The 25,061-nt window shown below is 48.3% G+C and carries 25 protein-coding genes; 10 read left to right on the forward strand and 15 right to left on the reverse strand.

Annotation, left to right across the window (positions count from 1 at the left end; translation table 11 throughout):
- Positions 1-101 precede the first annotated feature (101 nt).
- Complete coding sequence (locus AC5I6P_RS24320; protein ID WP_495696352.1) at positions 102-893, reverse strand: LmeA family phospholipid-binding protein; 792 nt, start codon at positions 891-893, stop codon at positions 102-104.
- Positions 894-1,248: 355 nt separating this feature from the next.
- On the opposite strand from AC5I6P_RS24320, the gene AC5I6P_RS24325 reads away from it, so the two are divergent.
- A complete protein-coding gene (locus AC5I6P_RS24325) occupies positions 1,249-1,587 on the forward strand; it encodes a hypothetical protein (protein WP_495696353.1) in 339 nt (112 codons plus the stop codon).
- A 204-nt stretch (positions 1,588-1,791) separates the two neighbouring features.
- Complete coding sequence (locus AC5I6P_RS24330) at positions 1,792-2,721, forward strand: peptidoglycan recognition protein family protein (RefSeq protein ID WP_495696354.1); 930 nt, start codon at positions 1,792-1,794, stop codon at positions 2,719-2,721.
- A 200-nt stretch (positions 2,722-2,921) separates the two neighbouring features.
- On the opposite strand, the gene AC5I6P_RS24335 is transcribed toward AC5I6P_RS24330, so the two are convergent.
- A complete protein-coding gene (locus AC5I6P_RS24335) occupies positions 2,922-5,591 on the reverse strand; it encodes an FG-GAP-like repeat-containing protein (RefSeq protein WP_495696355.1) in 2,670 nt (889 codons plus the stop codon).
- 399 nt (positions 5,592-5,990) lie between these two features.
- Positions 5,991-6,626 carry a cob(I)yrinic acid a,c-diamide adenosyltransferase gene (cobO, locus tag AC5I6P_RS24340; RefSeq protein ID WP_495696356.1) on the reverse strand — a complete coding sequence of 212 codons (636 nt, stop codon included), beginning with the start codon at positions 6,624-6,626 and terminating at the stop codon, positions 5,991-5,993.
- 738 nt (positions 6,627-7,364) lie between these two features.
- Here cobO and AC5I6P_RS24345 point away from each other — a divergent pair.
- Positions 7,365-8,567, forward strand: a complete 1,203-nt coding sequence (locus AC5I6P_RS24345) for a homospermidine biosynthesis protein (RefSeq protein WP_495696357.1) — start codon at positions 7,365-7,367, stop codon at positions 8,565-8,567.
- A gap of 54 nt (positions 8,568-8,621) precedes the next feature.
- Here the strand turns inward: AC5I6P_RS24345 and AC5I6P_RS24350 are convergent, their stop codons facing one another.
- The 3 genes from AC5I6P_RS24350 to thyX form a co-directional block, all read right to left on the reverse strand.
- Positions 8,622-9,287 carry an ExbD/TolR family protein gene (locus AC5I6P_RS24350; RefSeq protein ID WP_495696358.1) on the reverse strand — a complete coding sequence of 222 codons (666 nt, stop codon included), beginning with the start codon at positions 9,285-9,287 and terminating at the stop codon, positions 8,622-8,624.
- A gap of 46 nt (positions 9,288-9,333) precedes the next feature.
- Positions 9,334-9,990, reverse strand: coding sequence for a MotA/TolQ/ExbB proton channel family protein (locus AC5I6P_RS24355; protein ID WP_495696359.1), 657 nt, complete (start codon positions 9,988-9,990; stop codon positions 9,334-9,336).
- A 153-nt stretch (positions 9,991-10,143) separates the two neighbouring features.
- Entirely contained in the window at positions 10,144-10,866 is a 723-nt protein-coding gene (gene thyX / locus AC5I6P_RS24360; RefSeq protein WP_495696360.1) for an FAD-dependent thymidylate synthase, read from the reverse strand.
- 163 nt (positions 10,867-11,029) lie between these two features.
- Between thyX and AC5I6P_RS24365 the strand changes: the two genes are divergently transcribed.
- Both AC5I6P_RS24365 and AC5I6P_RS24370 read left to right on the forward strand, forming a co-directional pair.
- On the forward strand, positions 11,030-11,914 hold the full coding sequence (locus AC5I6P_RS24365; RefSeq protein ID WP_495696361.1) for a tetratricopeptide repeat protein: 885 nt from the start codon (positions 11,030-11,032) through the stop codon (positions 11,912-11,914).
- Between the two features lie 136 nt (positions 11,915-12,050).
- Complete coding sequence (locus AC5I6P_RS24370; protein WP_495696362.1) at positions 12,051-12,686, forward strand: YdcF family protein; 636 nt, start codon at positions 12,051-12,053, stop codon at positions 12,684-12,686.
- Positions 12,687-12,782: 96 nt separating this feature from the next.
- On the opposite strand, the gene AC5I6P_RS24375 is transcribed toward AC5I6P_RS24370, so the two are convergent.
- Complete coding sequence (locus AC5I6P_RS24375) at positions 12,783-13,079, reverse strand: DUF2288 domain-containing protein (protein ID WP_495696363.1); 297 nt, start codon at positions 13,077-13,079, stop codon at positions 12,783-12,785.
- A 45-nt stretch (positions 13,080-13,124) separates the two neighbouring features.
- Between AC5I6P_RS24375 and AC5I6P_RS24380 the strand changes: the two genes are divergently transcribed.
- The 3 genes from AC5I6P_RS24380 to ftsZ all read left to right on the forward strand — a co-directional run bounded on the left by AC5I6P_RS24380 (position 13,125) and on the right by ftsZ (position 16,176).
- On the forward strand, positions 13,125-13,577 hold the full coding sequence (locus tag AC5I6P_RS24380; protein ID WP_495696364.1) for a DUF4168 domain-containing protein: 453 nt from the start codon (positions 13,125-13,127) through the stop codon (positions 13,575-13,577).
- A gap of 359 nt (positions 13,578-13,936) precedes the next feature.
- On the forward strand, positions 13,937-14,764 hold the full coding sequence (locus AC5I6P_RS24385) for a cell division protein FtsQ/DivIB (RefSeq protein ID WP_495696365.1): 828 nt from the start codon (positions 13,937-13,939) through the stop codon (positions 14,762-14,764).
- Positions 14,765-14,868: 104 nt separating this feature from the next.
- Positions 14,869-16,176 (forward strand): cell division protein FtsZ, encoded by a 1,308-nt coding sequence (ftsZ, locus tag AC5I6P_RS24390; RefSeq protein WP_495696366.1) that lies wholly within the window; start codon positions 14,869-14,871, stop codon positions 16,174-16,176.
- Positions 16,177-16,277: 101 nt separating this feature from the next.
- Here the strand turns inward: ftsZ and AC5I6P_RS24395 are convergent, their stop codons facing one another.
- Positions 16,278-17,537, reverse strand: coding sequence for a molybdopterin molybdotransferase MoeA (locus AC5I6P_RS24395; RefSeq protein WP_495696367.1), 1,260 nt, complete (start codon positions 17,535-17,537; stop codon positions 16,278-16,280).
- A gap of 229 nt (positions 17,538-17,766) precedes the next feature.
- Between AC5I6P_RS24395 and AC5I6P_RS24400 the strand changes: the two genes are divergently transcribed.
- Positions 17,767-17,898 (forward strand): hypothetical protein, encoded by a 132-nt coding sequence (locus AC5I6P_RS24400; protein WP_495696368.1) that lies wholly within the window; start codon positions 17,767-17,769, stop codon positions 17,896-17,898.
- Positions 17,899-18,095: 197 nt separating this feature from the next.
- Positions 18,096-18,488, forward strand: a complete 393-nt coding sequence (locus tag AC5I6P_RS24405; protein WP_495696369.1) for a histidine kinase — start codon at positions 18,096-18,098, stop codon at positions 18,486-18,488.
- Here the strand turns inward: AC5I6P_RS24405 and AC5I6P_RS24410 are convergent.
- From AC5I6P_RS24410 to AC5I6P_RS24440, 7 genes are all read right to left on the reverse strand, one after another.
- Positions 18,485-19,684, reverse strand: coding sequence for a DUF2252 domain-containing protein (locus tag AC5I6P_RS24410; protein ID WP_495696370.1), 1,200 nt, complete (start codon positions 19,682-19,684; stop codon positions 18,485-18,487). The genes AC5I6P_RS24405 and AC5I6P_RS24410 overlap by 4 nt on opposite strands.
- 30 nt (positions 19,685-19,714) lie before the next feature.
- Entirely contained in the window at positions 19,715-20,485 is a 771-nt protein-coding gene (locus tag AC5I6P_RS24415; RefSeq protein ID WP_495696371.1) for a peptidase, read from the reverse strand.
- 32 nt (positions 20,486-20,517) lie between these two features.
- Positions 20,518-20,751, reverse strand: a complete 234-nt coding sequence (gene secG / locus AC5I6P_RS24420; protein ID WP_495696372.1) for a preprotein translocase subunit SecG — start codon at positions 20,749-20,751, stop codon at positions 20,518-20,520.
- Between the two features lie 122 nt (positions 20,752-20,873).
- Entirely contained in the window at positions 20,874-22,463 is a 1,590-nt protein-coding gene (gpmI, locus tag AC5I6P_RS24425; protein ID WP_495696373.1) for a 2,3-bisphosphoglycerate-independent phosphoglycerate mutase, read from the reverse strand.
- Between the two features lie 267 nt (positions 22,464-22,730).
- Positions 22,731-24,443: an ABC transporter ATP-binding protein gene (locus AC5I6P_RS24430; RefSeq protein WP_495696374.1), complete on the reverse strand. Its 1,713-nt coding sequence runs from the start codon at positions 24,441-24,443 to the stop codon at positions 22,731-22,733.
- Between the two features lie 104 nt (positions 24,444-24,547).
- A complete protein-coding gene (locus AC5I6P_RS24435) occupies positions 24,548-24,895 on the reverse strand; it encodes a DUF952 domain-containing protein (protein WP_495696375.1) in 348 nt (115 codons plus the stop codon).
- Positions 24,896-24,918: 23 nt separating this feature from the next.
- The gene (locus AC5I6P_RS24440) at positions 24,919-25,059 is read right to left on the reverse strand and encodes a QAALIT motif small membrane protein (RefSeq protein WP_495696376.1); all 141 of its coding nucleotides are present in this window, start codon (positions 25,057-25,059) and stop codon (positions 24,919-24,921) included.
- Between the last annotated feature and the right edge of the window lie 2 nt (positions 25,060-25,061).

Genomic DNA, 25,061 nt, shown 5'->3' on the forward strand with positions numbered 1-25,061 from the left:
GACGATCGCATCGTTTAACAAAATAGAACTGTAAGTAGCAACTCTTTAGTCCCTACAGAAACCTGCGAGTAATAATCACTCCAAGCCTTTTAACTCCCCACTCAAGTTTTACTTGGAAATTTCTCAATCTCGGCGTAACCACTAAAGATGAGCTTATCGCCCTCGGTTTCTAAACGGTTGAGGCGCAACATCACACCATCGAGATCAAAGCGATCGAGATCCACCATGTTGTTTAAAATTTCTGCAAAAGCGTTCGTCAAAACCTCTGAAATCCCTCGTTGCTCTTCGGGAACAACATCAGGCTCAAACTGCGAGTTTTGAAATAGAATGCGACGTCGACGAGAAATTTCTAACGTAGACGTTAGGCTAATTGGAACCGATCCATTAGGCAAAGCCGCTTTGGCAAAAATCCGGATCTGATTGTCCGGCAACAGCTTCAGTTCAATATCAGTGAAAGAAATTGGCTCTCCACCCGACAAGTCCATCAGAGTCGGCTCAGTCACATTAACCAACCGCTTCGCTACTAATTCAGATTTGAAGGCACGATTGATCCCTGCTTCCGTAAGCGTTACCTGAGCTACTGCTTGGGTAGGCTGCTTAAGCCGGATCTTGCCTGACATGATGGAGCCAAAATCGATCGAGACAGCATCCGTCTCGAACCACATGTCTTCAACCCAAAACTCTTTGCGAATTAAAAGCTTCTGTCCGCTCATTTTAAAGCTGTCGATACTACCCTGAAGCAGTTTGCTCGACGGAAAACAGCGCACAGAAATATCGACAGATTCGCTCTCAGAGAAAAGGTGACGAATCGATTGGCTAGCAACTTTGTTGAGCATTTGCTCGCCAAAGTCTGTACTAGAAGGTGTTTTGAGACCAGTGAAGCCACCGAACATGGAGTTCCTCGCTCACAATAGTTCTCTGACATTGTAACAACTAGTTAAGAAATATAACTCTGAATTTACAGTAGAAGTAAAAATTCTCGATAGGATTATCTTGTAGCAGTCATCAGAATTGTAGACGTATTTGAGAAAAGTTGGAGAGGAGCTGGAGAGGCAATCACTACACCAACGCTTCAATCTGTAACAAATAAGGAATGCTGTGACGAATGAGGAATGAATTTTCCTAAATCAAGACAAAGAATGGCAGTTCTAAAAACAGTGAACAAATTCCTAACTAGCCCGGAGCTAGATGACAAAGGGCTTCTAGATAAGGTTCTGTTGAAACAGTCAACCAACGTCAGCACAATGTATGATGCACCGATGGTTAGTAATCCTTCGGAGATTGGCAGCGCCAATTGCTGGAGTGGCTATCTTTCTTCTAATCGCAGTACACGCTTGGTCGCCTGTCCACGCCCAAGTTAGCCTCGATTCTCGCCTTTCGCGCCTTGAAACAGATCTGGCGGGATTAAGAAATCAGGTGAACCAGTTAGCCGCCGCCCGATCGCTCTCAAGTGGAACTGCACCATCCACTGCGCCGCCTGTTTATAGACAACCTACCTCCGCCGATTCACGCTTTGATCGGCTGGCTACGCTGGTGATTGAACTTAAAGAACGAGTCACAAAACTAGAAGAACAAAGACGGCGTTAGAGCGTCAGTAGAGTTTGATCCGTTTGAATGAAACTTGAATGAAACAGTTTCTCTGTCATCTCTAGGTGGCGTGAGTTATTTAGAACACATGTTTTCAGTTGAGGCCTCTCTTTGCTTAACTTTAGAAGACCCTTATTTTGAGCTAGGGAAGACCGAATCAAACGTTTTGCTACTGCTCTCTACATCTAGTTAGCCAAGTTCACTATGAAAAAAATTCTGCGGGCGCTTGCGATCGTCACTCTCGGTTTAGCAGTTCTGCTCGTCACTATTCGCGCTGGAGACGCAGAATGGATAGAAGGTAAACGAATTCAACTTTCTACTAGCTTAACCGTTGCCCTCCAACCCACATCAGCAGACACTAGAGGATTATTATCCAGTGCTTGTGCTGTCAGACCTTCTACCTCATCCAGCAAATATAGACGACTTCCGGCTGTTACAGGGCAACTTCCGCTCAGCCGCTTTAGGCAAGGCTTAGATGCAGCAGCGAGTAAAGACTTATCTACAGACTCACCGAGCTACAGCCCTAGAGAAGAAGTTATCTTGGCACATCCAACAAACTTTGGTAGACGATTCCTTCAGGACTTGTACGGTAAGCCAGTTCAAAATGATGCGATCGTCGTTTTACATGAAACTGTTGGCTCTGCAAAGTCAACCATCAACTATTTCCGAACCTCGCATCCTAAAGATGCGGATCAGGTGAGCTACCACACTTTGATTAAAGAAGATGGTACGGTCGTTTACATGGTTCCGCCCGATCGGCGCGCCTTTGGGGCAGGCAACTCAGCATTTGGGGGTTCTACAGAAGAAGCGGTTAAAACGAATCCAAACTTTCCAGCTTCAGTTAATAACTTTGCTTACCACATCTCTTTGGTTTCACCGCCAGATGGGCGAGGGAACAGAAGCAGTCATAGCGGCTATACCAGAGCACAATATCAGTCTCTTGCTTGGCTAGTTGCCAAAACAGGTGTGCCCGACGCACGGATCACTACTCATCGACTGGTCGATCGCTCTCGCCAACGTAGCGATCCTAGAAGCTTCGATTCTCAGTACTTTTTCAGGTTGCTCTATCTCTACCCCAGAAATCGGGAGATCTCAATGCAGTGTTCTACTCCTGCGATCGCTCAGGAAGAATAGCAGCATTGATCCAGATCGCCTTTATCCGTAAATACTCACTGTTCACGCTCTGGATCATCCACGTTTGCTGACTCAGAAAGGGTAGGACAGCAAAAAAGGGATACAACCGTTTGTTGTATCCCTTTTGATTTGAGCTGTGATTGACTCAACGAATGTCTAGTTCTCGTCCAATCTAAAGATTTTTGACATAGACATTGACATTAATTATTGTCGAGATTAATAAAGGTTTGGAAGATGTCAAACCGTGAATTATCTGGACGAGCGACTCCTTGATTAACGTTATTACTGGGGTCAACATCGCTAATGTCAATGACGTCAGCGTTAACGTACATGCCAATATAAATTGGTATGTTTCCAGACTTGCCTTGTAGCTCGCTCCATGAGCTGTCTGGAAGCATAACCCCTATAGAGCGGGTTCCACTGACGCTCTGTTTGAGGATGCTTTCAGTTACGACATCAGCCCCAATTTCTCTATCTTGCTCCGGGTTAATGTCCGGGTCAAGCGAAGCATAGAACTTGACTTTAAAGTCACTTGAAGTGGGTCTGCTACCTAGGTTTGCAACAGCGTATTGCAAATTGATCGTCGCGCCGGGTTGGAAGCTACTGCCAGAAGTTGTGTTTATCAGGCTCTGTCCGCTGAGGTCGATGGTCGGAACGTCCGTAACTTTAAGCTCCAATTTATCCTTGCCCAGCGCGACGTTGAAGTTATCCGTAGCGTTCGTCTCATTCTGGTAACCGATCAGATTGATTGCCATACCAATGTAGTAGGGCTTGTCAATTGTCCAGAAACCGTCTTGTGTGCCTGGAAGCGTTAGCGTGACGTTGCCGTCAAAGGTGCCATTCTTACCCAATCCTTTCTTCACCAACAAGTCTTTGCCAGAGATAATGGCTTCTTGATTACCATTGAGTGCGATCGCCAGTTTTTGGTCTCCTCTGGTTGGAACAGAGTCGAACGGATCAATCACTGAATCACGCGAAATATAGAACGACACTGTGAAATCGCTCGCGACAAAGGTTTCCAAATTTTTAATCTGGAAGGTGGCGTTAACCTTGTTAGCAGCAGGATCAGTGCTGTCAACCAAGGCAAACGAAGGAGTCTCACTAGCAAATGCTGTACCCGACAAATCAATTCGGCGCGGTACACCCAGAATGTCTAGCGTATAAGTCGTTGCCTGTGTTGCTCCGCCAATTTGGACATAATAGTCGCCTCTCTCGATCTTTTCCATAGTGCCTGCCTGATAGGCTTGCTTCGTCCAGGCCCCATTCACATTTTTATAGAGTTCTACTAAGGCCTCTCCACTCACCGAAGCGGTTAGATCAGTCTCAATGCCAACCGAGAACTTATAGAAGTCATTCTCACCCAGACCGATTTTGTCCTGATACTTACCAGCGTCGTCTAGCATCCCGATGTTAAACGCGGTTTCGAGCGTAGCACCACTAATGCTGAACGGTTGAGAGGTCAATTTACGCTCAAGCGTCCCCTGAATTTTCCACCCCGCGTCGATGCCGTTGTACGCTTTGCTGAGATCTGCTCCATTGCTATCCTTGAGGAGACTTACTGTGGTTGCAGTTCCATCAATCAGCCAAATTGCGGCCGATTGCAAAGATTCAGAGCGCCATAGGAGATCGGCTTTGCCATCTCCATTGAAATCGGCCACTTGTTCTACTTTCCACTCTTGCCCAACAGACGGCAAACTGACAAATTGGCTAGTTGTGAGACCATCCATTAGAGCGACTGCAACATCGTTGTTGACGCTGCGACAGAACAGGTCTGCCTTGCCATCTTTATTGAAATCAGCCACTTGTTCTATTCGCCAACCTAACCCCGACTCGATTGCTCTAGTGTCGCTAAATTGCAGTCCGTCCATCAGCCAAAGCCCAAACGTTCCAGTCTGTTCGTTTCGCCAGATGAGATCGTCATTGCCATCAGCATTTAGATCGGAAACGAACTGAAGCTTCCACTCCAACGGAATGCTAGGTCCAAGTGCTCCCTCTAGCTTGGTTATGCCACTCAGCAAGAAGACCGCAGTGCCTCCATCTGTAGAGCGCCAATACAAATCGTCTTGGTTGTCCCCGTCAAAGTCGCCGATCTTCTCAATTGACCATCCTTTTGCAGATTCAAGCAGTCCAGAATTGGCTATCGTAGCGCCTTGCATCTGCCACAAAGCAACTGTTCCGGTAGAAACTCCGCCCTCATACCGTTGCCAAACTAAGTCAGCAAATTTGTTGCCATCAAGGTTCACCGTATCAACAACCTTCCAATCGAGGGGAACTGTGTTACCGAGAACAGCACTAACGACTTGCTTGTCTTTGACAAACCAGAATGCGAGTTGCCCTGAGTTTAGATTGCGCCAAACGATGTCATCCTCTCCATCGCCATCAAAGTCGTCGAATCCTTGAGTTTGCCACTCTGGCCCAACCCCATTGATGGTGCTAAAACCTGTCAGGGTGCTACCTGACATTTGCCAAATTGCAGCTTGCTGAGCGGCAGCATTGTGCCAAACGATGTTGTTGAAATCTCCTGTTGTATTGAACTCAACGTTGAGCTTGTAATTAGCAGATGTGACTGCTGCAGGATCTAACGCAACTTCAATGTAATAGGTTCCTGAAGGAATGCTGTCGAGCAGGATGGACTCAGACAAGCGAGATGGCTGATTTGATTCAACGGTGCGATCGCTACCGTAAACTTTGAGCAGGGCGTTGCCTGTTAAGTCGGTCAAAGCAAGTCTTGCATTTAGGCTGCTGCTGCTGCTAGCAGAAACTTTGTATAGTTGGCTAGTATTGCTGCTGCTGAGCGTTCCCTCTTCGATCTGTAAGCTGAAGGGACTATCGAGCGATTTTGCCGCAGCAAATTGTTCATCGGTAGGCATGGCAGTTATTCTCTATGAGCAAAGGACGTGAAAGGACAGCAAACTTTTCTGGCTTCAGGCTCTAGAATTCCCCGATTCTTAAGGTCAACCAACCGTCTTGTATTTTTTTGATGAAGGTTAGCAACGCTGACCTGCTTAGCAAAGATACGAATAAGGCGTTTGTACAAGTACAGATTTATACAAATAATGGAAACAGGCCTCAGAGTTAATACTGAAAAAATGTTCAGTGCTTTGCAGTCTCTTCAAACTTTTGATGATTTACGGAAGCAATACTTCAGTTCAGAGGCTTTTATTTCTGGTAAATAGAGAAAACAGAAAAAATGCCCACGATCCTAAAGGGTGGATCATGGGCATCTGATTTGAATGGACTTGTTGATACAAGATTTAGTTAAAACTCAGTTAAAACTCGATTCCGGGTTGGGCCTTTACCCCCTGTTCGCGGAAAGGGTGCTTAACTAGGGTCATCTCTGTTACTAGGTCAGCCTTTTCGATTAAATCCGGTGGCGCTCCTCGCCCTGTAAGGATGACGTGGGATTCTTCTGGCTTTTGGTCTAACCCTGCCAGCACTGTTTCAACATTCAGGTAGCCCAGCTTAAGCGCAATATTCACTTCATCAAGCAGAACTAATCTAAAGTCAGGATGGTGAATGTAAGATAGCGCTTGCTCCCACGCTTCTGTTGCTTTTTGAATGTCGCGATCGCGATCTTGAGTTTCCCAAGTAAAGCCTTCTCCAAGAGCGTGAAACTCAAGCTGATCGCCCCATTTCTCAAACGCAGCTTTCTCGGCGGGTTCCCACGCCCCTTTAATGAACTGCACGATCGCCACTTTATAGCCATGACCGAGCGATCGCAACACCATTCCCAACGCTGCCGTAGTTTTGCCCTTGCCATTTCCGGTATGGACAATGATCAATCCTTTCTCGCGATCGCGCTCTGCCAATCGTTTGTCTTGAACTTCTTTACGACGCTGCATTTTGAGGCGATGCTGAGCAGCGTTTAAAGACGATTGATCTGACGATTCTGAAGAGATAGTCATAAGCGTAGGAAGCTAGAGGCAGATTTGCAACACTTTGGTTCTAGATACTTCTAGCCTACCAGCCTGACTGAGCCTTTAACTAATCTGAAAAGTCTATACCTATTTAACTAGATTGCCTTTGAGCATTGATGTTACTATGGACTAGTCCGTGCTTAGTAACAGGTTACAAAAACATTGAAACCGTTCTCGTTTGCTGGATACCCTTGGCGTCCGCTGTGGTATCTGGAAATGAAGTTAAAGCGCAAGCGACAATGTGACCCTGCGCTCTCTTGGGCAGATCGTTGCGAAGCGCCCAGTATGAACTGACCGATCTGTAACTCTAGGTTTGCAACTAGCTCTTGAAACGCTTTTTAATGGTTGGATTTGCGAACTGGATCGGTCATCTTCTCTGTAGGAAGAATTTCAAAAAATAAACAATTCATGGAGTCGGTTATCTGATGATGGGCCACGAGGTTTAGATGCCTAATCATCAGAGCGTCGACTCAATTCGTTGAGAAGCTTCCAAGCTTTTGCAGGTAGGTGTGTTGCTACTAAATGTCGCACTGGCTGTTTGGCAGTCCCTTGTGCAAAATTTGGTTGACTTCGCCAAGTTCTAAACATGACTTCCCTTGTCGTGCTGAACCGCTTTTTTGCCCATCCTCAAGGTGGTGCGGAAGTTTTCTCTGCGTCAGTTAATTAAACTGACTTCTACTGTTCTAAACCTCACTTTATGCGTCTTAACTTTTTTGGAGTGCAACAATGTCCAAACTTCTCAGTCACAAAATTACGCCCTCCCCCATGCCTGCCGAAATTAGTGTTGTAGACCTAATTGATGGCTATTTCACTGCGTATAACTCAGCAAGGCTGCGGGAAGCCTGTCACTTGCTAAGCCGCGAAGTGATGCAAGATGGCGTAACGGTGGCACTCAGCTTGTCGGGTGCGATGACCCCAGCGGGTTTTGGAACGTCGGTGCTGGCTCCCCTGATCCGTCACGGATTTGTGGATTGGATGATTAGCACCGGAGCTAATTTGTATCACGACATGCACTATGGGTTGGGCTTGGACTTGTATGCCAGCAACCCCTTTGTCGATGATGTCAAACTGCGCCAAGAGGGCCGAATTCGGATTTATGACATCGTGTTTGACTACGATGTGCTGCTGGGTACAGATGCCTTCATTCGAGAAATTATTAAGGCAGAACCGTTTCAGAAGCGCATGGGAACGGCAGAATTTCACTATCTGCTCGGAAAGTATGTGCATGAAGTGGAGCGTCGGATCGGAGTGAAAAATCCCTCACTCTTGGCTACGGCATATGAATGCGGCGTTCCGATTTACACCTCGTCTCCGGGAGATAGCTCGATTGGCATGAACCTAGCTGCGATGGCGCTAGAAGGATCAGCGTTGCAAATTGATCCGCTTGTGGATGTGAACGAAACCGCCGCGATCGCTTATGCGGCTCGTGAGTCCGGGATTCCAGGTGTAGATGGAAAGAGTGCTGCGTTAATCATTGGCGGCGGCAGTCCTAAAAACTTCTTGCTGCAAACCCAACCTCAACTGCACGAGGTGTTGGGTTTAGAAGAAAGAGGACACGACTACTTTGTGCAAGTCACGGATGCCCGTCCCGATACCGGTGGTTTATCGGGTGCAACGCCAAATGAAGCGGTGAGTTGGGGGAAGGTTGACCCCGATGAGTTGCCAAATACCATCGTTTGCTACACCGACAGTACGATCGCGCTGCCGATTCTCACCGCTTATGTGATTAATCAATGTCAGCCGCGATCGCTCAAGCGTCTCTATGATCGGCGTCCTGAGATGATGGCCAAACTGAAGGCGGACTATGAAGCTGCAAAGTTGCGCCCTGCTGACTCCGTTACGGAAGCCAGTTCTTTCATTGCAAAGGTTGAACGCGAACCGATTGCAACCTATCCATGCGGCACTCCGATTCGTAATAGTCGTCATTAAGTTCAGTCGCTAGTTTCTAATCGGGCAGGCAGAAATGCTTGCCTTTTTTTTGTTCTACTGGCCCGATTGATTGGGCACCGGAGGAACGCCAGAATCAGACGACGGCTGTGGTGACAGTTGACCTGCGGGATTTTGATCGAGAGGTGCTGATTGACCAGGAAGCGGTTGGGTTTGGCTCGGAGCAGTGGGTAGCTGTTGCAGTCCGTTTGGATTTGCAGGATTGGTTGGACTGAGAGGCGATCCGGGTAAACCAGGAGCAGGTGTTGGAGATTGAAGTCCTGGGGCGACTGGAGTTTGTGATTGTCCGGGCACTTGAGTTGTCGGCTCAGTCGCGAGGGCAACGCGATCGCCGCCGACTGATCTTAGGATGTCCAGCACCTGAATCACGTCGTTGTAAAATGCCGTTTGAGAGGCTCTAAGTACCAGTAACCCGTCTGGTCGCTGAGCCTGATAGTTCTTCAGCACTTGAAAAAGCTGAGCACGATTGACAACTTGCGTGTCTACATAGGTTTGTCCTGTGGAATCAATGGTGACGACTAGCGTTTCTCGCATTTGCACGTTGCTGGTCGCGGCCCTCGGTAAATCCAAGTTGATGCCTTGCTGACGAGTTAATTGCAAGGCTGCCAGGATGAAGAAGGTCAGAATACAGAAAATCACGTCGATGAGCGGAAGAATCTGAATCTGAGCCTCCTCGCCGGGGGAGTCAAAATTAATTTTCATAGGAGACGAAGAATAGGAGGATGCGATCGTTTGGCTTGAAGCAGGGTTAGTTGAGGCGTTCAGGCAGCGCTTTCCCGTGTTGAAGTTGCCATTGCTGCCGGTAACGCACTTCTAATTCGTTGCCTGTCCGTCGAAACATTTTAGCTTGATTGAAAACTAAGCTTTGGAAGATGCGGTAGAAGGCGGCTGCAACGATTGCGACAACTAAGCCCGCTGCTGTGCTGATTAACGCCTCCCCGATTCCGGAGGTGACACCCGTTGTAGAGGCAGTTCCAATATCTCCAATCCGAATGGATTGCAGCGAAATGATCAGACCAATCACGGTTCCGAGCAGTCCAAGTAAGGGTGCGAGCGTAATTACGGCTTCTAAAATTTTGTCGCCGCGACGCATGGATGCAATTTCTTCGTCGGCGGTCGATTCTAACGCGAGCCGAAAGAGTTCGGGATCGGGATCTTGCAGTCGCATGGGTGAATAAAGGAACCGTCCAATTGGCTGATCGTATGATTGCCGCGCAATTTCGGTGGCGGCGATCCAATCCCGCTTTGAGGTATCCAGAATGCGATTTGCGACTTCTTTTTCCTTGTTTAAAATGTTGAACCAGAACCACGATCGCTCGATTACGGCGGTGAGCGTCAAAATTGAAAGCAGCAGGAGCGGGATCATGGTCACGCCGCCTTTCTGAAATAGTTCTACGATATTCATTCATCTCCTCCCATGCGTGCCTGACCTTAAAAATGTTAATTTTGCAACTTCAAATCAGAAGCATACCAAATTTGCAGATCCCCTAAGCTTTCTACGGAAAGCTCGAGAGAATCTCAGAATAAGGCAGAACCAAAATGACGGTCAGGAATAGTCTTAAGGCGAGAGCCGGGCTTTCTTCAACCGATTGGTTTCGTACCACTCTGCAATTTCTGGAACCCAAGCTTTAAAGTGATCCCAACTGGATTCACACAGTTTTTGGGCTTCTAGTTGAGCGTCTGCCTTCCAACGCAGGTCTAACAGGTGCATTAGCGATCGCACGTTGGCTGACATCACCCAATGCTGCCGCACATCAAACGGAATTAAGCCTCTCGCATGTTCTTCTGAAAACCCTTGCTGAATGCGGGTTTGATACCGCTTGCACGCTTCGAGACACCACTCAACATCTTGCTGACGCTGTTCGAGCGTGTATTCGTATTTTTTGCCTTGGCGATCGCTATAAAATCCTAGCGGGCGCAGATAGAAGACTTCCTCGACTTCGCGCTTGCCTTCGACCACATCAATAACGCGCTGCCCCGTATAACGAAAAGATTGGACATCGAATGAAATTCCTACCCGATGCGTCCGAATCTGCTGCATTGTGCTGTGGGGAAACCAGCCACAATTGAGCACAATCTGAGGATGCTCTAGCGGCCCGTAGTGCCCTCTATTGCCTGCAAGCAAGTGTTTGATAATCATCTCTCCAGCTTTGCGCTCATCGGGAAAGCGATCGCGATCGTCCCAGACAAAACCTTCTGCATAATCCTGGTGCATCGCCGCATAAATCGTTTGCTGGGGGTTGGGCGTTTGGGAGATAACTTCGACTTTAAAGCGATCCATAGGTTGAGTTGGAGAAGCTGTGAGTTTTCTATGTAGAGGGGTTTGAAACAGATAGAGTACCGTGATCGGAAACGGCAGGGCTAGTCCTTTAAGTTTTTGTCACGATCGCCAGCAAGATCGATTAAGCTAACTGACAGCACCCTGTCGTTTTTCAAGTCTCATTGTGGCAAGACGATTTTCTCTGATTTCCGCCTGCTTAGCGTTGGGATTGGTCGCTGTGATGCAACCTGCATCCGCACAGCTTATCCCTCATACTCCTCAAGTTGATCTGACTAAATTAGAGCAACAAGGACTGGGACTGCTTCAAGAGGCAACGCAGCTTGCTCAATTTCAGCAGTTTCCGCTGGCAGTGTCCCGGGCACGACTTGCCACTCAGCTTGCGCCAAAAGCCCCCGAGTCTTGGGCGGTTTTGGGCAGTTTGTACTTACAAACCAATCAATTGGATAAGGGAATTTCCTCCCTCAAGCGCGCTCAAAGCCTTGATCCGAGAAATGCTGCCATTCCATTTGCACTTGGCAGTGCCTATTTTCAGAAGACGGACTACAACCAATCAATCAGCTACATTCAAACGGGTCTCAAGCTGAAACCAAATACGCCAGGAGCGCTATTTGACTTGGGCAATGCCTACATGATGCTGAAAAAGCCGAAAGAGGCGATCGAGAGTTACCAAAAAGCGTTTTCTCAAGATAAAGAATTTTGGCCCGCCATCAACAATATCGGGTTGTTGAGATATGAAGCGGGAGATCCCAGCGAAGCGATTAAACTGTGGAAGCAGGCGGTTTTACTAGATGCGAAAGCTGTTGAACCCAAACTGGCAGTGGCGATCGCACTCTATTCAAAAGGCGATCGCGCTCAGGGATTAGCGCTGGGTGAATCTGCAATTAAGATGGACAGCCGCTACAGCGATCTTAAGTTTTTGAAAGACAATCTTTGGGGCACTCGCCTGTTAGCCGATGCCCAAAAGTTCTTCGCGCTTCCCAAAATTCAAGCTACGATTGCCCAAGCTCAATCCGAGAGAACTACGCCTCCTGACAGCCTTAGTCAGTAACATGCGCTAAATCCGGTGAGCATCGAGGGTCTTCTGAAGTTAATCTGAATGGTTTGCGACTCTTGACATCGCTCGGGTGTCCGGGATCGTCGCGATCAAGAGTGAAGTGTGAGAGTGGTTAGTTTTGGGTGGCATCATGCGATCGCGAAGCGAGTTTTCTCCAGAATCAAAGTCTATCTCTAGACAGCGTTCCACCAAACGGGGACGGTCTCGCCGTTCGTCTCTCTGGCTTTGGGTGGCGCTGCCCCTCGTGATCTGGTTTGGGGTTCGTGCGGTTCAGATTCACTTTGAGCAGCCAGACGCCATTCTTATGTTAGGCGGGTCTAAAGATCGAGAACAGTTCACCGCCAAATTTGCTCGACAGCATCCTGATTTACCGATCTGGATTTCATCAGGAACACCCAGAGAATATACAGAATGGGTATTTTCTGAAGCTGGAGTAGATTTAGAGCGGTTGAATCTCGATTATCAAGCGGTTGATACGGTTACGAATTTCACTACACTGGTCGATCAGCTTCAGCAACGAGGCGTTCGCAGCGTTTACCTGGTTACGTCGGACTACCACATGCAGCGTGCCCGTGTCATTGGCGAAATCGTGTTGGGAAGTCGAGGAATTCACCTCAAGACAGTTTCTGTCCCGTCTGCTACGGAGTCCGAACCTGCTAGGGAGCCCGAACCCTTTATAAAAGTGCTTCGGGATGGCGGACGAGCGATTCTTTGGGTCACTACAGGACACACGGGTTCGACGTTAGCGCATTGGAAGGACGAATAATTACGGAAGGATGAATAATTGGAGACGGCTGTTGTAGTTTTTTGGCCTGAGAATCAGGACACTGCCGCATCCTAAGAACTTCACAACGACAAAATTTTAGGACTGTGTTTTCTCTTGCACCAGAACATAAGGCTGAACAATGAGCGCGTTAAAGCGTTTTTCCTGGTTCTGGTTCCAAACGGCTTTCTGCTCGTCTGATGGCTTATAGAGCAAGCATTCACCAATCCAATGTTGAACTGAGGTCACATTATCGTTCGCGATCGCGACTCCAACCTCAACTAAGTCCAATCCTTCTGCTACAACAATGACCGCGCCTCGTTCTTCATGTGGCATTAGCCAATCCCACTCGGCTTCATCTACCGTTTCTTTTAGTTCGTCTCTTAAATCCGACATCTCGCTGTATTCTCAAGGCTAGAGTTTCAATAGAAGGACGTCTAGATGCAATTAGCCTTGCACATAACCTTGAAGGAAACGCTGCAAACTCTACTCGCCATCGCGATCGCCCTATGTTTCACATTAGCTAACCCTAGCGCAACGTTGGCTGCATCTGCTACCGAAAATAGTTCTATCGTGACCTCCCAAACGGCTCCTAGTGCTCCTAGTGTGGGGATCGATGCGAGTACCATTTCTTCAGAGAAACTCAGTCAGTTCGTTTCCGCCTGTCTTCAGGTTGTAAGCCTAATCGAGCGTCGAGAAGGAGAACTGCAAGCAGCAGAGACTGACTCTGAATCTCTCCGCCTTCAGCGCGACATTGAGATAGGCGCGATCGCCATCATTGAACAAGCAGGATTAACTCGGCAAGAATATCTCCAGCTTTTGAGCTTGGCAAACGTTGATCCCGAGTTTGGCGAGCGAGTCGCAACTCTTTTACAGGAAGCTTCAAATTCCTAAAGAGTTTTAGGGGAATGAGAGGTTAGTGGTGTAAGCCTATGGTTGAACGGTGGTTGAACGATCGCATCGCCCTTGTGAAAGACGCGATTAATTGTGTCTCTACAACATTGCGTCAAAGCTAATCAACAGGTCTACACCGCTACCCAATCTAAGCTTGATAGACTACTAGCCTCTCAAATGGTCTCTCAAAAAAGTTGTTTGATTGCAAAGCAGATCGATTAGAGTAGGGCTGACAACGCCTGAGCGCTCCCATTCTTTAAAGTTCACGACCATTCGTTAAATTAAGTTGAGATTTGTGAGGCTTGGCAGAATGGCTAAGTCTGACCCACTTTCCCCCTTTGCCCCCATGTGAGAACAGGATGACTAGCATCGCCCCCGTATCGCCCACTGACTTAAACCACCGGCGACGCACCCTGCGTCGCCAACGGCGAGTTCGATTTTTTCAGAGCGGCTGGCGGAGGATCGCCGTTTTAGGACTTGCGGCTGGCTCCGTTTGGGCAGCAACTTTACCGGCTTGGGTGATTCGTGAGCCTGAGCAGGTTGAGATCGAAGGCAACCGGCTGATCTCACCGCAAGCCCTTCGATCGCGCTTGCCGCTCACGTATCCACAGTCGCTCTTCAAGATTCAGCCGCAAGCGATCGCAGAAGCGCTCAAGTCAGAAGCCCCGATCGCTCAAGCCACTGTCGATCGCCAACTCTTTCCACCGAGTTTGACGGTCAGAATTCAGGAGCGGGTTCCGGTTGCCGTCTCGACGTCGAGCGGCGCTCAGTCTACTGCTGCTCAATCTACGCTTTTAGATGAGAGCGGTCTATTGATTCCCCTCAAAAGCTATACGGCGTTCAATCAAAACTTTAAACTGCCAACATTAAAAGTTACAGGTAAGCCAGAATCTTATCGCCCCTATTGGTCAGCGTTTTACCAAACCCTTCTTCAAAGCCAAGTTAAGGTTCTTGAAGTGAGGTGGGATGATCCCTCAAACTTAATGTTGAAAACAGAATTTGGGATCGTTCATTTCGGCGCTTACAGCGCTAATTTTCCCAATCAACTCCGACGGCTCGATCAAATGCGCCGTCTGAACAGCCGCATTAACCCCAATCAAATTTCGTATATTGATTTGAGCGACCCCGAATCCCCCAAGGTTCAGATGAATGCGTCCAAAACTCCTGTAAAATTAGGTACTCCATAACGCATAAGGTGTGGGACAATTTCCCAATTAGCTAATTTCTTCGACTACGCCTAAAGCTGTCCGAACCCAAATTACTGTCTGTCCTCCCATCGCTTGAGATTCCAATGACGCTTAATAATGAGTCAAATACCGTTCCAATGACACTTCATGAGAGGCAAGAGCAAGGCTACGAAAGCTCTCATGCGGAGGGGTCATCGAATAATTTCTCAACGTCAGCAGAACCTTCTAACCCCTTTAATTCTGGTTTGTATATGGGGCAATCTGCTGGACTCAAAGCTGTACCTGGCGAAGATGTAAGGAGCGGTGATATTGTGCCTGGGAGCATGGCGAAAATCAAGGTTATCGGTGTGGGTGGCGGCGGTGGAAACGCGGTCAATCGCATGATTGCAAGTGATGTGTCGGGCGTTGAGTTTTGGTCAATCAACACCGATGCTCAAGCGCTTGCTCAATCTTCTGCACCCAAACGGTTGCAGGTGGGGCAGAAATTGACGCGAGGACTGGGGGCTGGTAGCAATCCCGCGATCGGGCAAAAAGCCGCCGAAGAATCTCGCGATGAAATTGCTTCAGCGCTGGAACATTCAGATTTAGTATTTATTACGGCTGGCATGGGAGGCGGTACAGGCACCGGCGCGGCTCCGATCGTGGCAGAAGTGGCAAAAGAATTAGGCGCATTAACCGTCGGGGTGGTGACTCGTCCGTTTACGTTTGAAGGACGTCGTCGCACGGGTCAAGCGGAAGAAGGAATTGCCGCGCTGCAAAGTCGCGTCGATACGCTGATTATTATTCCGAATGACAAATTATTGTCGGTGATTTCGGAGCAGACTCCGGTACAAGAAGCGTTTCGCACGGCAGATGATGTGTTGCGCCAGGGCATTCAGGGCATTTCTGATATCATCACGATTCCGGGATTAGTCAACGTTGACTTTGCCGATGTGCGGGCGATCATGGCGGACGCGGGATCGGCATTGATGGGAATTGGTATCGGTTCTGGCAAGTCGAGAGCGCGAGAAGCGGCGATCGCAGCAATTTCTTCTCCTTTACTAGAAGCTTCAATCAATGGAGCGCGGGGTGTGGTGTTCAACATTACGGGGGGGCAGGATTTGACGCTGCACGAGGTTAATGCTGCCGCCGAAATTATTTATGAAGCGGTTGATCCCAACGCCAATATCATTTTTGGTGCGGTGATTGACGATCGGCTTCAAGGAGAAATTCGGATTACGGTGATTGCAACTGGATTTTCCCCAGACGTCCAGCCGACGGTTATGGGCAAAACGGAGGCTCCAGTTCCAAAGCGGCTTTCGGTTAACCCTGCAGCAACACCTACAGCTGATCCTGAGCAAAAGCAGCAACAACAGAAACCCGGTGGACTGGATATTCCCGAATTTCTGCAAAGACGCAGACCGCAGAAGTAGCTGACAGAACAATAATTAGTCATAAAAGCAAAAATGGATGCAAGCCCGAGATCTTTGACTCGGCTGCATCCATTTTTGCTTTCTGCTAACTAAATTTCGGCTTACTTCCCGTAAGTGAGCAGCATTTGGATTGTGTCTCCTGCCTGAACGTGAGTTTGCGCGGAAGCTTCGCTGTTGCTGGAAGCAATCGCAACGACTCCTAAAGCATTTGTGCCTGCCAAATTAATCAAATTACCGGAACTGCTGCTGCCGCCTGCTGGAGTGAATCGGTAAGCGCCGTCGAAGATTTCAACGTTGCCCCACAAATACGATTCGCGTTTTCCATCCGATCGCAGATCTTGCGTCGTTATCGCTTTAATAAATCTCGGTTTCCAGTCTCGCGCTAATCCTGACCGTTTAAGGATGGCAGGCTGCACAAATCGCCAGAATGTCACTAGCGCAGAAACCGGATTGCCTGGAAGACCAAAATATAGAGTGTTGGGAAATGTCGCAAAGGTGAGCGGCTTTCCGGGTTTGATGGCGACAGAGCGAATGTGAATTTCGGCTCCTAGTTCTGCCAAAATGCGATCGACATAATCGTAATCGCCGACCGAAACGCCGCCTGAAGAAAGAATGATGTCGGCGGATTGGATGGCAGACGCGATTGCGCCGTTCAAACGGTCTGGATCGTCTTGCACAATGCCCATTGTGAGCGGTTCGGCTCCGAGTTCAGCGACAAGGGCCGCTAAAGCGTATTGATTAGAATCTACAATTTGTCCTGGCTGCAATGGTTGCTCTGGGGAAACTAATTCATCTCCAGTCGATAGAATTGCCACTCGCACACGCCGAAATACAGGCACTTGAACACATTGCGCGGCAGCTAAAACTGCAATTTCTGGGGCTTTGAGAACAATTCCAGCCGATAAAAGGGGTTCACCTGACTTATGAAACGCTCCTTGATGCCGAACAAACGCTTGCGGTTCAGACGGCGGCTCTAAAACTAACACCGTTTCCGCTTGCCGTTGGGTATGTTCTTGAATGACGATCGTATCTGCTCCGGTCGGCATCACTGACCCCGTTAGAATTCGGGCAGCTTGACCAGGTTGAACACTTTTTTGAGGTTGATAGCCTGCCGGAATCTCTTCAATAACTTCTAGAACGGCAGGTTGATCAGCACTACAGCTTTTCACATCCTCAAATCGAACTGCGTAGCCGTCCATCGCGGAGTTGTCCCAGTGGGGAAAATCGAGGCGACTCGTGACTGGAGATGCGAGAATGCGATCGTGGCACGCTTCTAACTCAACGAGTTCCACATCTTGCTGAACGTCTAATGCTTGAACGGCTTCGAGAATTAACGCTTCAGCTTCTTGAGCAGGCAGCATATGCTAGACATTTACTACAACAGGTATTCCTAGTATCCCATCTCAGCCCCAAGCCGTCTGTCGTGCTCTAGATACAATGCCTCTAGCTTTCTCCTCTGCTGTAAACAGAAGATTGAGGATGAAGGGCAACATCTTTGCATTTAGCCGTAGAGACAGTTATTGGAATTGCAGAAGTAGCAATTGGGATCGCAAAAGTAACAACTGAGCTTCACAAGTAGCAATTGAGTTTGTGAAGGCAGCAATTGAGTTTGCAGAAGTAGCAATTGAGTTTGCAGAAGTAGCAATTGAGTTTGTGGAGACAGCGATTAGGATCTCACAAGTAGCAATTGAGTTTATGGAAGTCGCTTTTGCGATCGCCTAAACAGCAATTGAGTTTAGAGAAACAGGAATTGAGGTCAGGGATACAGGAATTGAGTTTATGGGAATCGCTTTTGCGATCGCGGATTCAGCATCTGTAGTTGCAGAAATAGCACCGAAAAACCTTGAAAAGATTCGGTAGATTCGCAAGAAGTATGAAATGATCGAGTCATCCTTCATGCCTCCAGCTTTATTTGTTTTATGGATACTCCCTGTCACTTTATTGTTGAGGGAAACCCAGCGCTCGTTTATGCCAGTCGCGATGGCTCCCCTGGAAAAGTATTACCCACCCTAGAACGATTTCTAGATAAGTTTTGGCAGGAACGCGATGTTTCAGGTGAATCTCACGACACGCCAGAATGTTTAATCGCTCAAATCGTGGTGCGATTTGGCTTCGAGATCTGCGAAGATGACTACTCCAACCTCAAAGTCGGTCTGAAGTATGATCCTACGGCTCGCTATCTTTACTTTGTTGGCGACGATCGCACGGTCAGCGTTTGGGTCACAGATGAAGCGTATAAGCAGAATCCAGAATTAGGGATCAACGCCTGTCAGCCATGGATTCAATCGGCAACGGTGGGCGGAGATCATTAACTGAGATCCTTCCAGGCCGCTTCAAAAATTTGATAATCTGCTTCCACCTGGGAGGCATACGATCGTGCGTAATCCAACACGAGTGGATGCCACGAAGCAGCGTCTTGAGCGAAAGCAATTAAATCATCTGCGATCGCAGATCCCTGTCGTCCGCTGCTTCGCAACTGTCCCCAAGCCACTACTCCTGCCATGGTTTGCACCACTTTCACGAGCCGTTTTAGCTTGCCATTCCATTGGTTCAAGTCAACCCGATCGGCAGTGGGCTGAAGTTCTCGCAGCACAAACGATTTACCATCAAGCCTGAGCGGATTGAGCAATGCGGGAGCCGATTCTTGAAATCGGAACTGAATCGCTGTGATCCGTTCGGCTTGGCTGTTCCAAGATGGCTGCGGCAGTGGGGCATAAGGCAGAAGCGATGACGATCGCGCTGCTTTAAGATCCAGCAGATAATTTTCGTGAGGGGAGCCGTCGCCTTCGACCAAAATAACGTAGCGTTCTAACCCTAAACTGCCCGTTCCAGCAATGCGATGGGCAACGTCTAACACGTTAAAAAATTTAGGATTGGGTTGATGCGATGCCCACGTGTTGATCAAGGTTGTGACGGCTTCTCGCTCAGCATCGCTCACGGCAAACGTTTTCTCTGGGATTAATTTCAGCGATCGTGTTTTCTTTTTGAGATCAGTTCGTTCATCTAAAAACTGCTGACGATTTCGCGTTGTTAGATGCTCCAGCAAATCTTGAACCAGCCCTGTTGCCGTTGCACAATGCACAGCGCTGGATTTTCCCGTTTCCAATGCTGCCGTGTACGTGTTCAAAAAGTATTCACACAAATCTTGCGCGTCTTCGTCGTTCACCCCCAGCGTATGCGCTCCGACTAGAACGCTCGTTAGGAATCTAGCAATATCCCACGTACAAGGCGCAAGTACCGCCTCATCAAAATCATTCACATCAAAGTAAACTAAGCGATCGTCACCTCTGAAGCTACCAAAATTCTGAAAATGCAGATCACCGCAAATCCACACAGGAGGCGCTTTTGCAAATATATCAACAGGCAAATCTTGGTAGAACAAATGACACGTTCCGCGCAGAAATCCAAAGGCGTTTTTTGTCATCGCCTTATATTTCAGCTTCAACGTTTTAGGCCTGCGCCCCGCGTTAAAGGCTTGAATTCGGTCAACTAGATCTTGCTTAGTCATGCGGCTATGATTTTCCTTTCAAGTTAATCTTTATTCTCTCTTAGAAACCTTCCATCCTAATCGGGTTGGTTGCTCATACACCCGCTTCAACGTGTTTACATCCCGCTCGGAGATAGGCAAGGGATCGCGCACCTGCGAGAAATACATCGCATCCGTTTCAAGCCGGCTATGCCCCCAAATTCCTAAAGCATGACCCAACTCGTGGCGTGCCGCCGCTAATAAATATACGTCTGCCTGGCTCGGTTGAATAAAAATCGAACACCGATGATATGAAATTCCGGGTGATCCCTTCGTGTAAAGTTCAAATCGCGTTTCTGCCGATCGCACTCGCGCAACAGGTGGAAATCGAATCGGGGGAGCCGAACGCACAATTGTAATATCGGCGTCTTGCGCCTGCGCCACGGTTGTTAAAGGCAAATAAACGCTCCACTGCGCGATCGCGTTCTTCACCGCTTCCACCCAGACTTGAGATCTTCCTCCACCTTGCCTAGCATCGATATAAACCTTGATCGGAAACTCCGACCATACGAGATACTCAGGCGGCGTCCGCTCTACCCGCTCAAAATAATTTCCGCGCTCAGACAGACTGCGCCACTGAGCTAGAGTTGGCGGTAGGGGGTGGCGTTGAGCCGCTGGTAGGGCGGTGATTCCTGTAGAAGCTTGTAGAGCGTTTCCTACAGAGTTGCGCTCTGCGCTAATCGCAGGAATCATAGACAGCAAAAAAACGCATCCAATGCCACAAAAGATAGCGCTTAGATGCGTTCTAATCAATCGATTAATCCGTCGCCCAATCCAATTCATGGGCAATTCTCCACAACGTCGTCTGTTCAGGCTTACCGGCCGAGCCAACCCGCACTCAAAATCACAGTCAGTCCCATAAACAGAACGGTCAAAATCCACGTTGTCCGGTTCAACGTCGTTTCAGCACTTTTAGCACTGGTAAACAGTTGGGCTTGTCCACCCAAACCGCCCAAACCATCCCCCTTTGGGCTATGCAGCAGGACAAGAATGATAATTCCCACAGCAGAGAACATCCAAATCGCCCTTAAAGCAGTAATAAGCGTCATCGTACAAATCCCTAAAGTGAAAGCTGAAAATCGAGTTCTAGGCAAAAGATCGACGGTGAAAGACCGGTTTGCAATGAATGCAAAGCCCAAAAGGGCGCGAACAACTCAAATTCTCTTTCTAATTATCGCGCAATTTTCACAGGCGTCCGGTTTGCCCTGACATCAAACTCGGCTTTCTGAATCATCGATCGCCCAGTCATTTCTATGGGCTGCTCTAGATTCAGAATGTCCAAAATCGTTGGCGCGACATCTGCCAATCGTCCATCGTCTCTCAGGGTGACCTCAGTTCCATGTCCTGGAATCTTGATTCCTTCCCCTTCGACTAAGATAAACGGCACTGGATTCGTGGTGTGTGCTGTCCAAGGATTGCCCTCTTCATCCCACATCACTTCAGCATTGCCGTGATCCGCAAGAATAATGGCAGTTCCTCCCGCTCCAATGACTCCTTCTAAGAGCTTGCCTAAACAGCGATCGACGGTCTCAAGGGCGCTGATCGTCGCGTCCATCTGTCCTGTGTGTCCAACCATGTCAGGATTGGCGTAGTTGATCACAACGAGCGAATAAATCCGCTTTTCAATCGCCGCGATCGCCACATCGGTCAGCGGTCCCGCGGACATTTCAGGCTGGTGATCATAGGTCATCACCATTGGACTAGGGACTAACTCTCGATCTTCCCCGGGAAACGGATCTTCTAGCCCGCCGTTGAAGAAGTACGTCACATGAGCGTATTTCTCCGTTTCGGAAGTGCGGAATTGCCTCAAACCCTGACGAGAAATGACTTCGCCCAAAATGTTATCTAAGTTTTGAGGTTGAAATGCGACCGCGACCGGCATCGACGGATCGTATTGCGTAAACGTGGCAAACGAAAGCGGCTCGATTCTAGAGCGCTCAAATCCTGAAAAGTGAGGATCAACGAATGCTTGCGTTAGCTGTCTCGCGCGATCGGGGCGGAAATTAAAGAAAATCACGCCATCATTCGCTTCAACGGCTCCCGGAGCAATTCGAGTGGGAACTACAAATTCGTCGGTAATGCCTTGCTCATAGGAGGTTTTCAGTACGTCTAACGCCGATTGTCCTGTGCCTTCGCTGGGCTGGGTCATCACGTCGTAGGCTTTCTGAACGCGATCCCACCTGCGATCGCGATCCATGCTGTAGTAGCGCCCACCCACAGTCACAATGCGACCGATGCCAATCCGATCGATCTGTGTTTGTATTTTTCGGATGTCTTCTAACGCGGAGGTGGGAGGAGTATCGCGTCCATCCGTTGAAACGTGGATGCAAACATCCTGAATGCCTTGCGCTTTTGCCAAGTTGAGCAATCCAAACAGATGGCTCAGATGAGAATGAACGCCCCCGTTGGAACATAGCCCCACCAAATGAAGCTTGCTTCCCTTAATGCGAACCGTTTGGCAGATCTCGACCAATGTTGGATTTTTGAGCAAACTGCCGTCTTCAACCGCATCTGAAATCCGAACTAGCTCCTGAGGGACGACCCTACCCGCGCCGATATTCAAGTGCCCCACTTCCGAGTTGCCCATTTGACCCTCGGGCAGACCGACATCTTTCCCCGATGTCCGAATCAGAGTGTGAGGATAGGCAGCCCATAGGCTGTTGATGACGGGAGTTTTCGCAGCTGCGATCGCGTTGCCGTCTGGGTCTTCGCGATAACCCCATCCATCTAGAATAATCAGGACTACGGGAGAAACAGGCATTTGCCCCATATGTTCATGCCCTTTCACTTAATATTTCTCCGCAAATCATACCACTGCAATTGAGAGTCCTACCTTATCTACCACCGAGAAAAAACATTTTTTTGTAGTGGAGCTAAGACGAGATTTAAGCCAGGTTTTGAGAACTTACGCTCTAATAGTCAATCGAAATTCTCCATTCGTAAATGAGTAGAAACTCTCATTGCAACGGTTGAATGAGTGATCCCCAGTCCTCTTTTCTCTGCTTTCCATTTTTTAGCAAACTGAGAATTACTTTTGCCCCTTTCTCGCCTTTTCTTTTTCTTTTTGCTTCGCGCGTTTTTCTGCTATTTTCTCTGATTTTTCAGCTTCAATTTCCAAAAGCTTTGCCTTGTCTTTCTCTTCGGCAATCTTGTCAAGGTAGTAGTGATAGTCGCCTCGATATAGCCGCAATTCGCCGTCTCGAATTTCAACAATTTTGTTAACGGTTTGCGAAATGAAGTAACGATCGTGAGACACGATAATGACGCTGCCATCATAGTTGCGGATGGCGTCCTCTAACATCTCTTTAGCCGGAATGTCTAGGTGATTGGTCGGCTCATCGAGAATCAGCAAGTTGGCTGGACGCAGCAACATTTTTGCGAGTGCAAGTCGCGCTTTCTCGCCCCCGCTCAAGGCTTCCACATTCTTGAAAACGGTATCACTACTGAACAAAAATCGACCCAACAATGTCCGGACTTCCTCATTTTTCCAGTCAGGTACTTCGTCATGAATCGTGTCCAACACCGTTTTTTTGAGATCCAACGCTTCTGCTTGATTCTGCTCGAAATAACTTGCAATAACGTTATGATCCCCTAACGTTACTGTTCCCTCGGTCGGGGCTTCAGATCCAATTAGTAATCGAAGTAAGGTCGATTTTCCGGCTCCATTGGGGCCAAGAATTGCAATGCGATCGCCGCGTTCAATCAGTAATTCTGCTCCGAGAAATAAAATTTTGTCATCGTAAGTGTGCGTCAGATCTTTAATGATCACGACATCGCGACCGCTTCGGGGAGCGGGTGGAAACCGGAAGTGCAGCGATCGCCCGCTTGCCTCAGGCGCTTCAATCCGTTCAATCTTGTCTAACTGTTTCTCGCGGCTTTTAGCTTGGGTACTGCGAGTGGCACTCGCACGAAAGCGATCAACAAAGGCTTGTTGCTTCTCAAGTTCTTTCTGCTGCCGCTCAAAAGCGCTTAACTGAGCGTCTCGCATCTCTTGTTTCTGCTGCAAATAAGCAGAATAGTTGCCGAGATAAGTAGTAGATACTCCTCGCTCTGTTTCGACAATTTGGTTACAGAGCCGATCTAAAAATTCTCTATCGTGAGAGACAATTACCATCGGGGTAGTCAACCCTCGGAGATAAATTTCAAGCCATTCAATGGTTTCCAAATCCAGATGGTTAGTCGGCTCGTCTAACAGCAGTAAATCTGGGGTTTGCAGCAGAATTTTGCCCAAACTCATCCGCATCTGCCAACCGCCACTAAAGGCGCTGACTAAGCGATCGCCGTCGTCGCCATCAAACCCCAATTCCGGCAAAATCTTTTCAATCTTGGCATCCAACCCGTAGCCATCCATTCCTTCAAACCGCCGTTGGAGCTTGTCCATCTTAGTCAGCAGTTTGTCTAGCTCATCAGGCGTTGCCGTCTCCATTGCCACATGCACCTGCGAGAGCGCTTCGTGCACACTATTTGCTTCTTGAAAGGCTCGCCAGAATTCTTCCCGCACTGTCCGCGTTGGATCAACTTCGAATTCTTGAGTCAGGTAAGCAATTCGCAGACTAGACGGACGAATGATTTCTCCAGAGGTTGGCTCGACTTCGCCCGCGACAATTTTCAGTTGAGTTGATTTTCCTGCCCCGTTCACGCCAACTAAACCGATGCGATCGCCAGGTTTAACTTCCCAATTCACATCCTTGAGTACTTCGCCAGTCGGGTAAATCTTACTGATATGTTCCAATCGCAGCATGAAAGCTCTCCAGGGCAGGTAGCGGGTTATCGGTTTTAAAATCTTAACAAATGCTACACAATTCGAGAGACAATATTGATTTTGTTATGGATTTCTGAGCGGCTTCAAGCGGTGGCTAATTGATCAGGCAAGGTGAAGTATCCATCAGCATTAGGTTCAAAAGGCAGGACAAAGGCGATCGCGTCTACGTTTAGCGCTCCGTACACATGCGGAAATTTTTCGCCTCCATTCACTCCTTCGTATTTGATCTCAGCCTGAACTTTCTCGGACTCAATACACAACAGCACGAGAGAAGATTGCCCTTGGTAAAAAGAATTAGCAACCCATACGACCTGCTCTGGTTTAGAGCAATGAATAAATCCTTCGGAATCTAACGTGTCGCCCCGGTAGATACCAGTCTGTTCAGCGTATTGCCACTGGTCGCTTTGGGTAATGTGTAGAATTAATGACATTTTGGTTGCAGCACAACGGCTTCCTAGCGAAGACTTAATTCAAAAGGAGATGCGATCGCCTGAAAAGCGGTGCCAGAAATTGTGGAGTTTGTCGGAGTTCTTGCACCCGCCCAAACACTGAGTAGCAGAGTTATGATTGCGGCTTGAAACAATTTTGCCAACATTT

It is taken from the genome of Myxacorys sp., from assembly GCF_059501405.1.